General features: G+C 35.4%; 13 protein-coding genes. 6 read left to right on the top strand and 7 right to left on the bottom strand.

Features of this window, described 5'->3' with window-relative positions; genetic code table 11:
- Positions 1 to 12 precede the first annotated feature (12 nt).
- From G4D72_RS02475 to G4D72_RS02500, 6 genes are all read right to left on the bottom strand, one after another.
- Positions 13 to 2,133, bottom strand: a complete 2,121-nt coding sequence (locus G4D72_RS02475) for a hypothetical protein (RefSeq protein WP_166076002.1) — start codon at positions 2,131 to 2,133, stop codon at positions 13 to 15.
- A 72-nt stretch (positions 2,134 to 2,205) separates the two neighbouring features.
- Positions 2,206 to 4,635, bottom strand: coding sequence for a hypothetical protein (locus G4D72_RS13570; protein ID WP_207784838.1), 2,430 nt, complete (start codon positions 4,633 to 4,635; stop codon positions 2,206 to 2,208).
- A gap of 97 nt (positions 4,636 to 4,732) precedes the next feature.
- Positions 4,733 to 6,055 carry a collagen-like protein gene (locus G4D72_RS13520; protein WP_220414630.1) on the bottom strand — a complete coding sequence of 441 codons (1,323 nt, stop codon included), beginning with the start codon at positions 6,053 to 6,055 and terminating at the stop codon, positions 4,733 to 4,735.
- A 31-nt stretch (positions 6,056 to 6,086) separates the two neighbouring features.
- A complete protein-coding gene (locus G4D72_RS13465; RefSeq protein WP_166076003.1) occupies positions 6,087 to 7,349 on the bottom strand; it encodes a collagen-like domain-containing protein in 1,263 nt (420 codons plus the stop codon).
- Positions 7,350 to 7,355: 6 nt separating this feature from the next.
- Positions 7,356 to 7,832 carry a T9SS type A sorting domain-containing protein gene (locus G4D72_RS02495; protein WP_166076005.1) on the bottom strand — a complete coding sequence of 159 codons (477 nt, stop codon included), beginning with the start codon at positions 7,830 to 7,832 and terminating at the stop codon, positions 7,356 to 7,358.
- Positions 7,833 to 7,989: 157 nt separating this feature from the next.
- Positions 7,990 to 8,142, bottom strand: a complete 153-nt coding sequence (locus G4D72_RS02500) for a hypothetical protein (protein ID WP_166076006.1) — start codon at positions 8,140 to 8,142, stop codon at positions 7,990 to 7,992.
- 188 nt (positions 8,143 to 8,330) lie between these two features.
- Here G4D72_RS02500 and G4D72_RS02505 point away from each other — a divergent pair, with 188 nt between their 5' ends.
- From G4D72_RS02505 to G4D72_RS02530, 6 genes are all read left to right on the top strand, one after another.
- Positions 8,331 to 9,548, top strand: coding sequence for a helix-turn-helix transcriptional regulator (locus G4D72_RS02505; RefSeq protein ID WP_166076007.1), 1,218 nt, complete (start codon positions 8,331 to 8,333; stop codon positions 9,546 to 9,548).
- Between the two features lie 48 nt (positions 9,549 to 9,596).
- Positions 9,597 to 11,159, top strand: coding sequence for an NAD(P)/FAD-dependent oxidoreductase (locus G4D72_RS02510; protein ID WP_166076008.1), 1,563 nt, complete (start codon positions 9,597 to 9,599; stop codon positions 11,157 to 11,159).
- A gap of 52 nt (positions 11,160 to 11,211) precedes the next feature.
- Entirely contained in the window at positions 11,212 to 11,739 is a 528-nt protein-coding gene (locus G4D72_RS02515; RefSeq protein ID WP_166076098.1) for a GNAT family N-acetyltransferase, read from the top strand.
- 5 nt (positions 11,740 to 11,744) lie between these two features.
- On the top strand, positions 11,745 to 12,785 hold the full coding sequence (gene mltG, locus G4D72_RS02520) for an endolytic transglycosylase MltG (RefSeq protein ID WP_166076009.1): 1,041 nt from the start codon (positions 11,745 to 11,747) through the stop codon (positions 12,783 to 12,785).
- 89 nt (positions 12,786 to 12,874) lie between these two features.
- The gene (locus tag G4D72_RS02525; RefSeq protein ID WP_166076010.1) at positions 12,875 to 13,954 is read left to right on the top strand and encodes a LysM peptidoglycan-binding domain-containing protein; all 1,080 of its coding nucleotides are present in this window, start codon (positions 12,875 to 12,877) and stop codon (positions 13,952 to 13,954) included.
- Positions 13,955 to 14,060: 106 nt separating this feature from the next.
- Positions 14,061 to 15,500: an APC family permease gene (locus G4D72_RS02530; protein ID WP_166076011.1), complete on the top strand. Its 1,440-nt coding sequence runs from the start codon at positions 14,061 to 14,063 to the stop codon at positions 15,498 to 15,500.
- A 140-nt stretch (positions 15,501 to 15,640) separates the two neighbouring features.
- Here the strand turns inward: G4D72_RS02530 and G4D72_RS02535 are convergent, their stop codons facing one another.
- Positions 15,641 to 16,375, bottom strand: coding sequence for a hypothetical protein (locus G4D72_RS02535; protein WP_166076012.1), 735 nt, complete (start codon positions 16,373 to 16,375; stop codon positions 15,641 to 15,643).
- Between the last annotated feature and the right edge of the window lie 82 nt (positions 16,376 to 16,457).

Genomic DNA, 16,457 nt, shown 5'->3' on the forward strand with positions numbered 1-16,457 from the left:
TAAATTATCGTTTTACTTAGTCCTTAACGCTAAAATGGTTTCTAAATTTCGTTTGTACTCCTCATTATTAGGTTGTAATTCTATACTGATTTTGGCATTTTTAATGGCTTCATCAAAATTGTTTTGTAAGGCATAAACCGTTCCCAAAAGCAAATAAATTTCTGCTTCTTTAGGATTTATACTTTTGGCTTGTTCCAAATATGTAGTAGCTAAAGGCAAATTCCCAAATTGTTGCCCAATCAGTTTCCCATAATCCATCAAACAAATTCCCAAGTATTCAGAAGCAATTTGAGCTGTGTTTTTCCCTTCTAATTCTTTTACTACTTGATAAGCCGCTTGGGCTTTTTCCAAATACATTTTATTCGATTCTTTACCATTACTTGCTAATTGGCCCAAATAATGGTACGCATTACCCAACTTAAGCCAAGCAATAGTATATAGTGGATGAATAGTTACCGACTTTTCCAATAACGGAATCGCTTCCATTGAAGTTCTATAACGGTCGCCATCTAATTCAGTTATAGCATTGTCTCTTTCCACTTTAGAAAAGTTAGCCGTTTCTTTATTTTTTTCTCTTAGTAATTTTTCTGATTCTTCTAATTTCAATGCGGCTAAATCAAAATTAATTTTAGCACTGTTAGAAGAAATCAGTACATCTTTTGAAAATAAGGTCAAATTATCTTTCCAATCGAAATTACGCTGAATGGTTAAAGTTCCAAACAATAGGGTAATGGCTCCTAAAATGAAAGCTATGCGAGAAAATCCAAGATTTTGTTTTTTTCGATTCCAATTTTCAGCTAATTTTATTGAAAATATGGCAACTATCAAACAAAAACCGAGTGAAGGCATAAACATAAAACGTTCAGCCATATTGGCACCAATTGAAAAAAAGAAATTGGAAACAACAGAAAAAGTGATGAAGTAATACAAAATACCAAAAGCTATCCAATTTCTGTTTCGAATGTTTCTCATGGCCCAAATCAATAAAAATAAATGCAATACTACAGAAAATAGTACCACTGGCGAGGCGAATGATTTCACCTCAATGTGCCTTGGGTAATAATCAACCGTTAGCGGATAAGGCGCTATTAAAAGTTTTAAATAAACACTATATGTATAAAAATTAGTTGCCAATTCGTTGCTTTTTGGCATTTTTTGAAGCGTATTTTGGTCGATACTTTTTATTTTTTTTACATCAGCATTTGGATAAAACGCTTCGTAAGTTGCATTAGGGTTATAAACCAAAAAAGGATCATTTAGTAATTCTTTTGGGATTTCTTTTGCATCTGTTGGGTTTAAGACTGCTTGTCTAACACCTAAAAATAAAAGTACAGGAAGCATTAAAGGTGCACTTAATTTGAAAATTGCTTTGGCAGAAGCATTCGTAAAAACAAATAAAGCCATTGGAATTATAGCTACAAAAGTAATGGCAGCTTCTTTAGAGAAAAGAGCAAAAGTAAAACTAAACAAAGCCACAAAACTCCAAATTTGTTTACTTCGAGTTGAATTCGAATAGTAAGATTTTAAAATGCCATATAACGCATAAATGGCACCTAAAAGTGCTAAAATTTCGTCTAAACCTTTTACGTTAGCCACAACTTCTGTATGCAAAGGGTGAACAGTAAAAAGCAAAGTAGTTATAAAAGCAATAGAATAGTTTTTTGGACTTTCGTCTGTATGGTTTTTCGTAAAAAGCAGTACTAACGTTCGATAGATGAGCAAACAAAGTAAACCATACCAAAGCATATTTAAAAAATGAAGCCAATTTGGAAACCAAGTTGTTTCTGATATATCTTTAGTACCAACTCTTGGAGTATCAATTTCAGTGGTAGCTACTTTTGTTTCTTTTGCAAAAAATTCTGCATTTAACGCAAAAAAGATTTGAGACATTGGTCTGTATCTTCCCCCTTCAACAGCATTGACATCTTTATTATAAAAGCCGGCAAAAGCATCTTTTGTTACAATATCAGGAATTCCTTTTACACCTTTTTGTACAAATTTATTTTGATGTATTATAATTCCATCATCAACTGCCCATTTGTTTGGAATTGTGTTCACATATACTAAGCAAGCAATTGTAAAAAGTAACCATTGTGCTTTTTTGAAATTATAGAATACTTTTGAAATTTTCATATTAGGTCTTAAAGGTTACAAATATAAAAAAGGGTAGCTTGAAAAACTACCCTTTAGGTTACACTATCGTTTCTAATTGAGTTTAACAATATTTATATTGGTACTACCATCACTACTGTTTGTTGTAGTAGTTACATTTGATTGATTAAAAAAGCGAACAGAAAATGTTTGCCCTGAGGTAAGATACACCATACATTGCAATTGTCCACGACCTTTGTTTGGAAGTTGTAATTGATTATTTGAAAAAACAGTACCGCAGAAATCTTCACCACCGTTAACACCATTATTATTGACATCAACCATTGGTGCTAAACAAATCAGAGTCGATGTAGCTGTTTGAATTGAAACAAAATATAACCCTGTACTTGGAGCAGTAAACACCCCGTTTGTAAATGCATTAAATGGATCTGTTATTTCGTTATTGAAACAAGTAGCTATATCGGGTGTCGCTAAACTTGTTCCAATTGGAAACGTTTGAGATGTTGTCGCAGTAGCACGCAGCATGGACTGAGTGCCACCAGCAGCACTTCCCCAGCTTAAAGTACCTGAGCCATTGGTTGTAAGAACTTGACCATTTGTTCCTGTGTTGGTTGGGTAGGCATTGCCTCCTAAAGTAGCTGTTCCCGTTGCTGTAATGTTGGTTGCACCTGTAATGGCATTATTGTTCATGTTTAAAGATGTAGTAGCTGTGTGGTTTCCTAAGTTATCCGAGCCACTTGGTGTTACCCATTGTGTATTAAAATCAGTAGCATTTACTTTAGCTAAAACTTGACCTGTTGTTCCACCTGTTGGCACACCTTGTCCGTTAGCACCAGGGGTTCCTGCTGGACCTTGTGGACCTGTTAAACCTTGTGGTCCCATTGGACCTGTTGCACCATCTAAACCATTTGCTCCTGCTGGACCTTGTGGTCCTGTTAAACCTTGTGGGCCTTGTGGTCCCATTGGACCAGTTGCTCCATCTAAACCGTTTGCTCCCGCTGGACCTGCTGGACCTTGAGGTCCCATTGGACCTGTAGCTCCGTCTAAACCGTTAGCTCCTGCTGGACCTACTGGACCTTGAATACCTTGTGGTCCCATTGGACCTGTTGCACCATCTAAACCATTAGCTCCTGCTGGGCCTTGTGGTCCAGTTAAACCTTGTGGACCTTGCGGACCCATTGGACCTGTAGCTCCGTCTAAACCGTTAGCACCTGCTGGGCCTTGTGGCCCTGTTAAACCTTGAGGACCTTGAGGACCCATAGGACCTGTTGCACCATCTAATCCGTTAGCACCTGCTGGACCTACTGGACCTTGAATACCTTGTGGACCCATAGGGCCAGTTGCTCCGTCTAAACCGTTAGCTCCTGCTGGACCTTGTGGTCCTGTTAAACCTTGTGGACCTTGCGGACCCATTGGACCTGTAGCTCCGTCTAAACCGTTAGCTCCTGCTGGACCTACTGGACCTTGAATACCTTGTGGTCCCATTGGACCTGTTGCACCATCTAAACCATTAGCTCCTGCTGGACCTTGTGGTCCAGTTAAGCCTTGAGGTCCTTGTGGTCCCATTGGACCAGTTGCTCCGTCTAAACCGTTAGCTCCTGCTGGACCTTGTGGTCCTGTTAAACCTTGTGGGCCTTGTGGACCCATAGGGCCAGTTGCTCCATCTAAACCGTTTGCACCTGCTAGACCTTGTGGTCCTGTTAAACCTTGCGGACCTTGCGGACCCATTGGACCTGTAGCACCGTCTAAACCGTTAGCACCTGCTGGACCTACTGGACCTTGAATACCTTGAGGCCCCATAGGACCTGTTGCTCCGTCTAAACCGTTTGCGCCTGCTGGGCCTTGTGGTCCTGTTAAACCTTGAGGACCTTGAGGTCCCATTGGACCAGTTGCTCCGTCCAAACCGTTAGTTCCTGCTGGACCTACTGGACCTTGAATACCTTGCGGACCCATTGGACCTGTTGCACCCTCTAAACCATTAGCTCCTGCTGGGCCTTGTGGTCCAGTTAAGCCTTGAGGTCCTTGTGGTCCCATTGGACCAGTTGCTCCGTCTAAACCGTTAGTTCCTGCTGGACCTTGGATACCTGGAGGTCCCTGTGGTCCTGCTGGACCAGGAGTTGAACTTCCTGAAGTTTTAGCATATAAAGCATAAGGCGCACTCAATAATTGAGAAGTACCTGTAATGGTGTAGGAAGAACCGCCTGTTGGATCAGTTTCTGTTTTGATGAAATACGGACCGTTTGCCCAGTTGATAGTAGCCATGTTTCCTAAAACTACTGAACCACCACCTATTTCTATGCTCACTAAACCGTTTGCATTAGAGGTTGGGGTTTGTGTTTCTACATAAACGGCTGTTCCCGTAGCCGAACCTTGTAAAATGCTAATTTGCATGCCTACCGGTTGGTTGGTTATTAAATTATTAGTAGTGTTACGCACCACGGCTTGGTAGCTCATTTTTTCAGGAGCTTGGGCGAATGTGTTTAAAGCGAAAAGGCTTAAACCCAAAAAGAAGAGTTTTCTCATTTAATATTTTTTTTAAAATGGCACCAAGATGGTGTTTCTTGATGCCGTTTTGTTTTTAATTTTTTTAATTAAATCTAATAAAGGATTACTTAGTTTATTATCTAATACTGCACGGATAAGCAATACTACTAGGCAAACCTACACTAGCTGGACTAGCAACTTCTGTTAATGGAAATAAAGATTGAGAAATGGGAGAAGAAGTAGTGCTGCACGTGTTTGACTCCAAAAATCCATTTGTTAAAATAATTGCACTTGAAGCTAAACCTACTGCGTTTGGATTACTTAACGTATATATTTTATTGGCAGATTGTGAATATACCAAAGATCTTGCCCAACGTTTTTGGATTGTAGAGCTTCCTGCATTTAGATAAGGTGTTCCAGTACAGCCACTGGTTGTCCAATAAATTTGTGATCCTACATAATTATCATCATTCACTGGTTCTAATAAGTATACAGAAATATAATGCCCTGTGCTCGTAACAATATTAGCATTTGGATTTGTTGCAGCAGCATTTACGCTATTTACTGCACCAAGTCTAACGTTATTAGCATCATAAACAGCTAAACCACCTGTACCCCAACTTGCATTAGTGCCATCGGTAGTTAAAAACTTTCCAGCGTTACCTGTTTGTGATGGTAAACTTGAACCTCCAACTGCGGGTGTTACCCATTGCGTATTAAAATCAGTAGCATTTACTTTTGCTAAAACTTGACCCGTAGTTCCACCAGCAGGTACACCTTGCCCATTTGCTCCTACAGCTCCTTGTGGTCCAGTTGCACCGATTGCTCCCATAGGTCCTTGAGGTCCCATTGGTCCAGTTAAGCCTTGTGGTCCTTGTGGTCCTGTTGCTCCAGTTAAACCTTGAGGTCCAGCAGGTCCAGTAGCACCTGCTGGTCCTTGTGCTCCAGTAGCTCCAGTTAAACCTTGAGGTCCCGCAGGTCCCGTTAATCCCATTATACCTTGAGGTCCTTGAGGTCCTTGAGGTCCCTGTGGTCCTGCTGGACCAGGAGTTGAACTTCCTGAAGTTTTAGCATATAAAGCATAAGGCGCACTCAATAATTGAGAAGTACCTGTAATGGTGTAGGAAGAACCGCCTGTTGGATCGGTTTCTGTTTTTATGAAATACGGACCATTTGCCCAGTTGATAGTAGCCAGGTTTCCTGAAACTACTGTACCACCACCAATTTCTAGCGTCACTAATCCGTTTGCATTAGAGGTTGGAGTTTGTGTTTCTACATAAACGGCTGTTCCTGCAGCCGAACCTTGTAAAATGCTAATTTGCATGCCCACCGGTTGGTTGGTTACTAAGTTGTTGGAAGTGTTACGCACCACGGCTTGGTAGCTCATTTGCTCGGGAGCTTGGGCTAAAGCACTAAAACTTAGTGTGAATGCAACTATGGAATAAAGTAATTTTTTCATGTCATGTATATTTTTAAACAAAGTGCGATGATTACATCTTCACTATCATGAACTGGCAACTACCATTAGTATTCAAAGGCTGACTTAATGTAGATGAGTTGGCTGTTAATCCTTTTATATTTATGGTTTGACCTGCATTAAGGAAATACATCACAGACGTAAACCCTTTTCCTTTCACTCCAGAGGGGAAATTTGTGTTGTTGGCTGCTTGGTAATCAGTTATTATATTATTTACACCGGTAATACCTGCATTATCGACATCAACAAACAAGAACTGATTCGTTGTGTTCGTTGCGGGTGATGCGTCCGGGGTTCGGGTGTTAGCCTGTATGTAATACACACCAGCTTGACTTACTGTGAACGTATTGGTCGCTGTATTGTATGTACCGAAAGTCGTGTTTGAAGTGATGACATTGTTATACGTCACTAAATCGCCTGTATTTACTCCATTCGCTAATGACAAAACTTGAGGGTTGGCAGTTTTTGTGGCATATAAAGCTACTTGTGCTCCACTTCCACCTGTACTTGGCGTAACCCATTGCGTATTAAAATCAGTAGCATTTACTTTTGCTAAAACTTGACCCGTAGTTCCACCAGCAGGTACACCTTGCCCAGTTGCTCCTACAGCTCCTTGTGGTCCAGTTGCACCGATTGCTCCCATAGGTCCTTGAGGTCCCATTGGTCCAGTTAAGCCTTGTGGTCCTGTCGCTCCAGTTGCACCAGTTAAACCTTGAGGTCCCGCAGGTCCTATTGGTCCAGTTGCACCTGCTGGACCTTGTGCTCCAGATGCTCCAGTTAAACCTTGAGGTCCCGCTGGTCCCGTTAATCCCATCATACCTTGTGGTCCCTGTGGTCCTTGTGGCCCTGCAGGACCAGGAGTTGAACTTCCTGAAGTTTTGGCATATAATGCATAAGGCGCACTCAATAATTGAGAAGTACCTGTAATAGTATAAGAAGAACCGCCTGTTGGGTCGGTTTCTGTTTTAATGAAATACGGACCATTTGCCCAGTTGATAGTAGCCAGGTTTCCTGAAACTACTGCACCGCCACCAATTTCTAAGCTCACTAAACCATTCGCATTAGAGGTTGGGGTTTGCGTTTCTACATACACCGCTGTTCCTGTAGCCGAACCTTGTAAAATGCTAATTTGCATCCCTACCGGTTGGTTGGTTACTAAGTTATTGGTAGTGTTACGCACTACGGCTTGGTAGCTCATTTTTTCTGGAGCTTGGGCAAAAACTAAACTTCCTATGAATAACGAAGTAGCTATTATAAGTTTTTTTATGTTTTTCATAACGGTTTACTTTTTAATAATTTTAAATGTCTTCACTTCCTTGTTATTATCTAAAACCTTTAATACATAAATGTTTTTAGATAAGTTTTCCATACTAATAGTTGTAGTTTCTGAGCTAATTTTATTTTGAAGCACCAATTTCCCATTTATGTCAAAAACTTGATAGCTTAATTTTTCAAAACCATAATTTTTGATATCTAATTGTAACCAATTGGTAGTAGGATTTGGAAATACCGCCATTTGTAAATTAATATTGAAATTATCCGCACCTAATAGTGTATAAATTTCAAAAGCTTGTTGCACACCTTGTGCTACGGAACCAGTTGTTCCCGTGTTTGTGGTGTAAACGACTTGCCCTACAGTGTAACTCACGTTTCCGTTTGGTCCAGTGGCATTACCACCAGTTGAAGTAGTAGTTTGTTGTGCGTTTACTTGTGTGGCTCCAAATAATAAAAGGCCAAAGAGTAATTTTTTTTGATTCATAAAAGTTAGTTTAAGATTAGATTTAGATTATACAGTATAAGTTAAAAACAGAAAAAATAAAATACTATACAAAAGAAATAGTACTAATTCTAAGCGGTATTTTTCTGGATTTTTCATAATATTAATAATTAAATAAGTGGCAATAGGTAAACTTTGTCTATTTTACTTTCCTTTGTTTTACAATTTCTTCAACATCACTAATGTTATTATCAGTCAATGGAATGTTATTTTGTAAACAAGTATAAATAGCTTCATTTCTTTTAACAGAAAAGAGTTTCATATAATTTTTTAATTTTTCTAAAAGTTTCATTTCGCTTAATTTTATTCAAAATTCGTTTATTGATTTAGGAGAAACTATTTTTTACAGGGTAGTTAACGGGTAGTTTTGGCACTACCCATTGGGTAGTTTTTTGTAAATACTTGAAAATAAGCAACTTAAATTTTTTTTTTCTTTTCGGTTTTAATAACACATTTCTTATATTTGGAAAAAAATCAGGCATGAGGCAAAAGTATTTTATTACATTATTTTTTACATTTTTATCTTTTTATTCCCTTTTTGGTCAACCCGAAAAAATCAAAGTACTAGAAAATCAGATTAAAACCTTTAATGATAACTTACAATACGAAAAATCTATTGCTATTTTATCTGAAATAACAAATAGTGAAAACGCATCAGCTTACGAGAAATATTTTGCTTATTTGTTTAAATCATATACCTATAAAAGACTTTTCAATTATACTAAAACCTTGCACAACTTAGAATTAGCGTTAGCTGAAGGCTTAAAAAGCGATAAAAAAGAAGAGGTTGTTAATACTATAGATGCTGAAAAGTGTTTTGTTTATTTTGATACCCAAGAATACATAAAAGCAGAAGCCTTAATTAAAAAATTGAGAAAACTTAACTTCAAACATTTAACCATTCCTGTAAAGTCATGGATTGTTATGCAAGACGGTTACATAAAAATGCTAAATAAAGAGTACAATCTATCAGAACAATTATTAAACGAAGCCGCAGCGATGGTTCAAGCGAGTTCTCCAGAAAATTTACCCAATATTTTTGGTAAAAAAATGGAACTTTACAATAAAATGGGACAGTACAACAAACGCGATGTTGCATTTAAAGAAGGCTTAGTTTTAGCTAAAAAATACAACAAAATAAAATATGAAATGTATTTGTATCAAGTAATGCGAAATATTTTTCAGGAAAATGAAGACTTTAAAAACGCCTTTTATACGCAAAAAAAATACGATTCAATTGTGAAATTTTATGACGCAACGGATGCCAATGGAAAGTTAGAACTCGCAGAAAAAAAATTAGAAGATGAAAACCAAAAATTAAAAGAACAAAACAAAAAGTATTTTGAATATATTTTATACGGTTTGATTTTTTTCTTACTGGTTTTGTTGTTTTTTGCTTTTAGATTATATCAATCTAACAAACAACGTAGAATTTTAGCGGAAAATGAAAATATCAGAATTCACAATGAAATTGAACGTTTAACTATTGAAATTGATGAAAGAGGAAACAAAAAATTAGATTTATCTTCCTTCAATTTAACAGACAGGCAAAAAGAAATCATTCAACTGATTCAAGAAGGAAAAAGCAATAAAGAAATAGCTAATCTGTTATTTATTTCAGAGAATACGATCAAATATCATTTAAAAGTAATTTATGAAATTCTTGATATTGATCACCGTTCCGAATTAAAAAAATAAGTGGAATCCAATTATATTTCCTTAATTTTGTAGGCTAAAATTATATTTATGCCACGCGAACTACTCATTCAAGTTTCTCCAGAAATGGCGAATAACGAAGAAATGTTAACTCAATACGTTTCCAAATTAGTACATACTTCTGTAGCTGATTTGCAAAAAATTGTGGTGGTTAAACGCTCTATTGATGCCCGCCAAAAAGCTATAAAATTCAATTTAAAACTGAATATTTATTTTAAAGATGAGGTGTTTACCGAATCTAAAATTGAATTGCCTAATTATCCAAACGTAACTAATAAACAAGAAGTTATAGTGGTTGGCGCTGGTCCTGCCGGATTATTTGCTGCTTTACAATTAATTGAATTAGGTTTAAAACCGATTGTTGTGGAACGCGGAAAAGAGGTGCGTGGTCGACGTAGAGATTTAAAAGCCATAAATGTAGACGGAATTGTAAATGCAGATTCTAATTATTGTTTCGGTGAAGGCGGCGCAGGAACTTATTCCGATGGGAAATTATACACACGTTCCAAAAAACGTGGAGATGTAGATCGAATATTAAGACTTTTAGTAGCTTTTGGAGCTACCGAAGAAATTTTGGTAGAAGCGCATCCACACATTGGTACTAATAAATTACCAAAAATTATAGAAGACATTCGTGAGAAAATTATCGAATGTGGCGGACAAGTTTTATTCGAAACTCGTGTTACTGATATTTTGGTAAAGAATAATGAAGTGGACGGAATTGTCACACAAAATGGAGAAACAATCCATTCCAAAAAAATCATTTTAGCCACCGGACATTCTGCTCGAGATATTTTCGAATTGTTACATAAAAAAGAGATTTTCATCGAAGCAAAACCATTCGCATTAGGCGTTCGTGCCGAACATCCACAACAATTAATCGATCAGATTCAATATTCTTGTGATTTTCGTGGTGAGTATTTACCGCCATCTCCTTATTCCATTGTCAAACAAGTTAATGGTCGCGGAATGTATTCGTTTTGTATGTGTCCTGGTGGTGTAATTGCACCTTGCGCCACAGCAGATGGGGAAGTGGTGACGAATGGATGGAGTCCAAGTAAACGAGATCAGGCTACTGCCAATTCTGGAATTGTAGTCGAATTGCGTTTGGAAGATTTCAAACCTTTCGAAAAATTCGGGCCTTTAGCTGGAATGGAATTTCAAAAGGCAATTGAACAAAAAGCTTGGCAAGTGGCTGGCAAAACGCAAAAAGTTCCCGCACAAAGAATGATCGATTTTACACAAACGAAAATTTCAAAAGACATTCCAAAAACCTCCTACGTGCCTGGAACAACTTCGGTAGAATTAGGTGAAGTTTTTCCATCTTTTTTAACTCAAACGATGCGAGAAGGTTTTTCAGCTTTCGGAAAAGCAATGCGAGGTTATTTAACGAATGACGCCATTTTACACGCACCAGAAAGTAGAACGTCTTCTCCCGTTCGTATTCCTAGAGATAATTTTACTTTAGAGCACGTTCAAATTAAAGGTTTGTATCCTTGTGGAGAAGGAGCAGGTTACGCAGGCGGAATCATTTCTGCAGCAATCGATGGTGAAAAATGTGCGATGAAGATTAAAGAAGCATTAAGTAATTAAAAAATCTTTGCGATCCTTGCGAAAACCTTAGTGTTTTTGCGGTAAAAAATAAATTATGACATTAAAAGGAAAAAATATCCATTTGCGTGCACTCGAACCCGAAGATTTAGATTTTCTTTATGAAATAGAAAACAACGAATCGATTTGGGAAGTGAGTAATACGCAAACGCCATACAGTAAATGGGTGTTGAAAAATTACTTAGAAAACGCGCATCAAGATATTTATGAAGCTAAGCAATTGCGTTTGGTTATTGTGTTGTCAGAAACTAATGAAAATGTCGGATTAATAGATTTGTTCGATTTTGATGCGAAAAATTGTCGCGCTGGTTTAGGAATAATTATTTCCTCAACCTTTAGAAATCAGGGTATTGGAAAAGAAACCTTACAATTGATTTCTGATTATGCTTTTACCCATTTAAATTTACATCAATTATTTGCAAATATTACTACAAATAATGAAGCTAGTTTACAGCTTTTTACTAATTTTGGGTTTCAAAAAATCGGAATTAAAAAAGATTGGATCAAAATAAAAGATACTTTTGTTGATGAAGTACTTTTTCAACTAATACATAAAAAATAAAAATTTTGGGAGCAAAAAAATTATTCTTAAGAATTATCAGTATTGGAGCAATATTCTTAATACTTTGTGGTGGATATGTAATCAATAAAGCCTTTACAGGAAATACAAAATTTCAAGAAGAGGAAGTATTTGTATACGTACCAACCGATTCGAAATATGAAGATGTAAAGAAAATTTTAGCACCCTACATAGAAAATCAAGATAAAATTGATTGGGTAGCTTCAAAGAGAGGCTATGATGTAAATGTTAAACCTGGTAAGTTTTTATTAAAGAAAGGAATGAGTAGTTTCAGTATTGTTCGTTCATTACGTTTGAATGTTCCGGTGAAATTAGCATTCAACAATCAAGAAAAAGTTCAAGATTTATTCGTAAGATTGGCTTCGCAAATTGAACCAGATACCACAAAATTAAAGGAGATTTTTACTAACGATTCTTTCTTACAAGAAAATGGTTTAAACAACGACAATGTTATGTCATTTTTTATTCCAAATAGCTATGAATTTTATTGGAATATCACGCCTGAAGAATTAGCTGAAAAATTAACGAAAGAATACAAAAGATTTTGGAATGAGGGTAGATTAGCTAAAGCCAAAGCCTTAAATTTAACTCCAGCTCAAGTGTATACTTTGGCTTCAATCGTGCATAAAGAAACAGCTAAAGCAGATGAAAGACCAAAAGTTGCAGGTGTATATTTAAATCGTTTAAATAAAAATATGCCTTTACAAGCAGATCCAACAGTAATTTATGCTCTAAAACAAAAATCTAACAATTGGGATTTAGTGGTTAAACGTGTAATGAACAATGATTTAATGACAAGTTCTCCATATAATACTTACAGAAATACAGGATTGCCTCCAGGGCCAATTTTTATGCCAGACGTTTCAGCAATTGATGCAGTTTTAAGTCCTGAAAAACACGATTATTTTTATTTTTGTGCTAGTGTAGAGCGTTTTGGTTACCATGAATTTGCAACAGATTATGATGCACATTTAAAAGTTGCTGCTAAATATGCTGATTGGGTAGCGAAACAGAATTACAAAAGATAATATCTAAATAAATTCAATAGCAGTGTAAGTATTAGTTTAATGCTTGCACTTTTTTTATACTATTCCGAAACTTCTCACGTTACTACTAAATGAAATTTTTTATCACAAGTCTGTTTTTTCTTTTTGTATTTTTTGGTTTTTCTCAAGAAATCCAAACACATAAGGTGCAAAAAGGCGAAACTCTTTACAGTATTTCAAAAAAATACAAGGTTTCAGTTGCACAATTAGAAGAATTAAATCCGACGGCCAAAAAGGGTTTAACAGTAAATGCAATACTACAGATTTCTGAAAAAAAGGTAACAGAGCAAATCATAGAACATACTGTTGTTGCTAAAGAAACGTTATTCGGATTATCAAAAAAATACAATATTAGTATCGAAAAAATAAAAAAATTAAATCCAAGTATTGAACTAGAAGGTTTAAAAACAGGGATGATTTTAAAAATTTCTGATGCGAACAAGAAACCAATAACAGAAAATAAAGAGCTTGAAAAACCAAAAGTAGTTTTTGAAAATTCGAAAAATGATACGGATAAAACTGTCATTAATGCTACTTCTCAAGATGTTTTTCACACGGTTTTACCTAAAGAAACTAAATACGGACTTTCAAAAAAATACAAAATTTCAATTGCCGAGTTAGAACAGTTAAATCCTCAAATTAAATCGGAACTTTCTGTTGGAACACGATTGCTTATTCGTACAGCTGAAAAAATAATAAAAGAAGAAATACCAAATGAGATTGTTACAGTCGAAGAAATTAAGCCTAATTCAGTAGAAGGATTGTCTAAAATTGAAGCTGTAATAGCCACAGCTACCAGTAGAATAGGAACAAGATATAGAAGTGGAGGTACGGATGCTGCTGGTTTTGATTGTTCGGGTTTGATGTTTTCATCTTTTAAAACTATTGCTATGGAATTGCCAAGATCATCTTTCGAGCAGGCAGAAATTGGCATGAAAATCGATAAAAAATTAGCGCAAAAAGGCGATTTAATTTTCTTCGCCACTAACGGTTCTTCAAGAATTAATCATGTTGGGTTAATTACTGAAGTAACTGAAAATGATATTAAATTCGTACATTCTTCTACAAGTTCAGGCGTTATAATTTCATCGGTAAACGAATCGTATTACCAGAAACGATTCATTCAAATAAATAGGGTGATTACTGAGTAATTTTTTTTAAAAGATTATAGTTTTCGTTTTCGTGTGCTGGTTTGTTGAAATAAAAATATCAAGAATCATTTTCTTTTTTTATCTTTAGCGAAACTATAATTTTACAATGGAAAACAAAACAGAGTTTAAAAAAGAATTAGGATTATTAAATGCCACTAGTTTAGTCGCCGGTTCGATGATTGGTTCCGGAATATTTATTGTAACCTCTATAATGGCTAGAGATATTGGCGGTGCGGGTTGGATTTTATTAGCATGGGTTTTAACAGGTTTACTTACACTAGCAGCCGCTTTAAGTTATGGCGAATTAGCAGGAATGATGCCAAAAGCGGGTGGACAATACGTATACATTCAACGGGCTTATGGTAAAATGCTTTCCTTTTTATACGGTTGGACTGTCTTTACAGTAGTTCAAACAGGCGTAATTGCCGCAGTGGCCGTAGCATTCACTAAATATACCGCTATATTTTTTCCAGTATTAAGTGAAAATTTACTTGAAATTGGTTCCTATAAAATTCAATACCAACAACTGTTAGCTATTTTTAGTATTGTTATTTTAACAATTATTAATAATCAGGGTGTTAAAAGTGGAAAGAACCTACAATTTGTATTTACAGCAGCTAAATTAATAGCTTTATTTGCTTTAATTATTTTTGGTTTATATGTTGGATTGCAATCGGATACTTTAGCTAATAATTTTACAGATATGTGGACTGCATCTAAAACTACAGTAGTAGATGGAGTTACAAAAACAGAAATTTTAACAGGATTTGCCATTATTGGAATGCTTGGTTTTACCATGATAAATTCTTTGTTTTCATCTGATGCTTGGAATAATATTACATTTATAGCGGGTGAAATTAAAGAACCTCAAAAAAACATTCCTAAAAGTTTGTTCTTAGGAACTCTAATTGTAACTGTGATTTACTTATTAGCCAATTTGGCTTATTTTTCTTTGCTTCCTTTGGAAGGAAATCCTCTTTCCGAAGATTTTATTGGTCAAGGAATTAAATATGCTAACGAAGATAGGTTAGGGGCAAGTGCAGCTTCTGTAATTTTTGGAAATGCTGGTGTTTTTATTATGGCTGCTTTGATTATGGTATCTACGTTTGGATGTAATTCAGGCTTAATTTTAGCTGGTGGAAGGTTATTTTACGCCATGAGTAAAGATGGTTTGTTCTTTAAAAGTGCAGGAAAATTAAATAAAAATCAGGTTCCAGAAACCGCACTTTGGATGCAATGCATTTGGGCTTCAGTATTATGTTTATCTGGAAAGTATGGCGATTTACTTACGTATGCCACTTTTGCTAATTTATTGTTTTACATTCTTACGATTTATGGAATTTTTATTCTTCGCAAAAAAGAGCCAGATACACCAAGACCTTACAAAGCTTTTGGATATCCGTTTGTTCCAAGTTTATATATTGTTTTAATAACTATAATTAGTGTTATTTTATTGATTTACGATACGAAAAACACTGGTTTAGGCTTGTTTATTGTTTTGTTAGGTATTCCAGTTTATTATTTGACACAGAAAAAATCTGTTTAAACAAAATTTAAGAAGTTGTAAGTTTGTATAGGAAACACTTTTTTAAATAAATAGAATTCAAGGATTCAAAGAAATTCAATTATGAAACCAAAAAAAAACTGCCTTTATTAAGGCAGTTTTTTTATACAAAATAATCTATTTTATAACTTCATTTCAGATTTCTTAGTGATTTTAGCTATTCTTTTGCTTAAATCGCCCATAAGTTCTGTTAATGCACTTTCACACATTGGTAATATTTTTTCAGGACTCATAACAGGAATACCTCCAACCATAACAGATGTTTTTTTCGAACGTTCTGATTCAGAAAAAGCAAAAACTTTAGCGCCAGATTTATTATATAATGCCATTCTAGTTGTTGCTCTCATTTTTACAGTAGCCGTTCCGCCAATACCAAATCCTTTTTCTAGCGCAAAATCTATATTTACAAACAAAACACCATCTGCTTTATCTGCAAATAATTTAGCAACAGCCACTTCATTTGCTTGTCCGCCTAATCCCTCGTAAATGTATTTGTATTTGTTATACATTAGGTAATCTCTTGCCTGAAATTTAGATAGATCAAATTTAGGTTCAAATGCCTGATAAGAAGGATTATCAAGTACTTCGTTTTCAGGTAACAAATCAAAAGGTAATTCTTTAGAATACGTATTGAAAAAATTTGAGTGATATTGTTCTAATAAAGGAGTTAAATTGAAATTAGGATCGTCTCTTAAATTTAAAACTTCTTTTAATAGTAACTCAGAACCAATACCTAATTCATCAAAACCTACCATTTTATTGGCATAGAATGTAACTACTGCAATTTTTTTCTTTTGCGAAAATCCTAATTGCGAAACCAGTAAAATCGCAAAACATAATAGTTTAATTTTTTTCATAATTTAATATTTTTTACGAATATAGATAAATTAATGAAGAACTGTAGTTTTTTTATTTAGTTTATTACGAAAAGTGTATGTA

It is taken from the genome of Flavobacterium difficile (assembly GCF_011392115.1).
Taxonomy (GTDB): domain Bacteria; phylum Bacteroidota; class Bacteroidia; order Flavobacteriales; family Flavobacteriaceae; genus Flavobacterium; species Flavobacterium difficile.

Coding starts and splice junctions, on each gene's coding strand:
- G4D72_RS02505 (WP_166076007.1), top strand. CDS start 8,331: ATGAGGCAAAAGTATTTTATTACATTATTTTTTACATTTTTATCTTTT.
- G4D72_RS02530 (WP_166076011.1), top strand. CDS start 14,061: ATGGAAAACAAAACAGAGTTTAAAAAAGAATTAGGATTATTAAATGCC.
- G4D72_RS02510 (WP_166076008.1), top strand. CDS start 9,597: ATGCCACGCGAACTACTCATTCAAGTTTCTCCAGAAATGGCGAATAAC.
- G4D72_RS02475 (WP_166076002.1), bottom strand. CDS start 2,133: ATGAAAATTTCAAAAGTATTCTATAATTTCAAAAAAGCACAATGGTTA.
- G4D72_RS13520 (WP_220414630.1), bottom strand. CDS start 6,055: ATGAAAAAATTACTTTATTCCATAGTTGCATTCACACTAAGTTTTAGT.
- G4D72_RS02535 (WP_166076012.1), bottom strand. CDS start 16,375: ATGAAAAAAATTAAACTATTATGTTTTGCGATTTTACTGGTTTCGCAA.
- G4D72_RS13570 (WP_207784838.1), bottom strand. CDS start 4,635: ATGAGAAAACTCTTCTTTTTGGGTTTAAGCCTTTTCGCTTTAAACACA.
- G4D72_RS13465 (WP_166076003.1), bottom strand. CDS start 7,349: ATGAAAAACATAAAAAAACTTATAATAGCTACTTCGTTATTCATAGGA.
- G4D72_RS02525 (WP_166076010.1), top strand. CDS start 12,875: ATGAAATTTTTTATCACAAGTCTGTTTTTTCTTTTTGTATTTTTTGGT.
- G4D72_RS02500 (WP_166076006.1), bottom strand. CDS start 8,142: ATGAAACTTTTAGAAAAATTAAAAAATTATATGAAACTCTTTTCTGTT.
- G4D72_RS02495 (WP_166076005.1), bottom strand. CDS start 7,832: ATGAATCAAAAAAAATTACTCTTTGGCCTTTTATTATTTGGAGCCACA.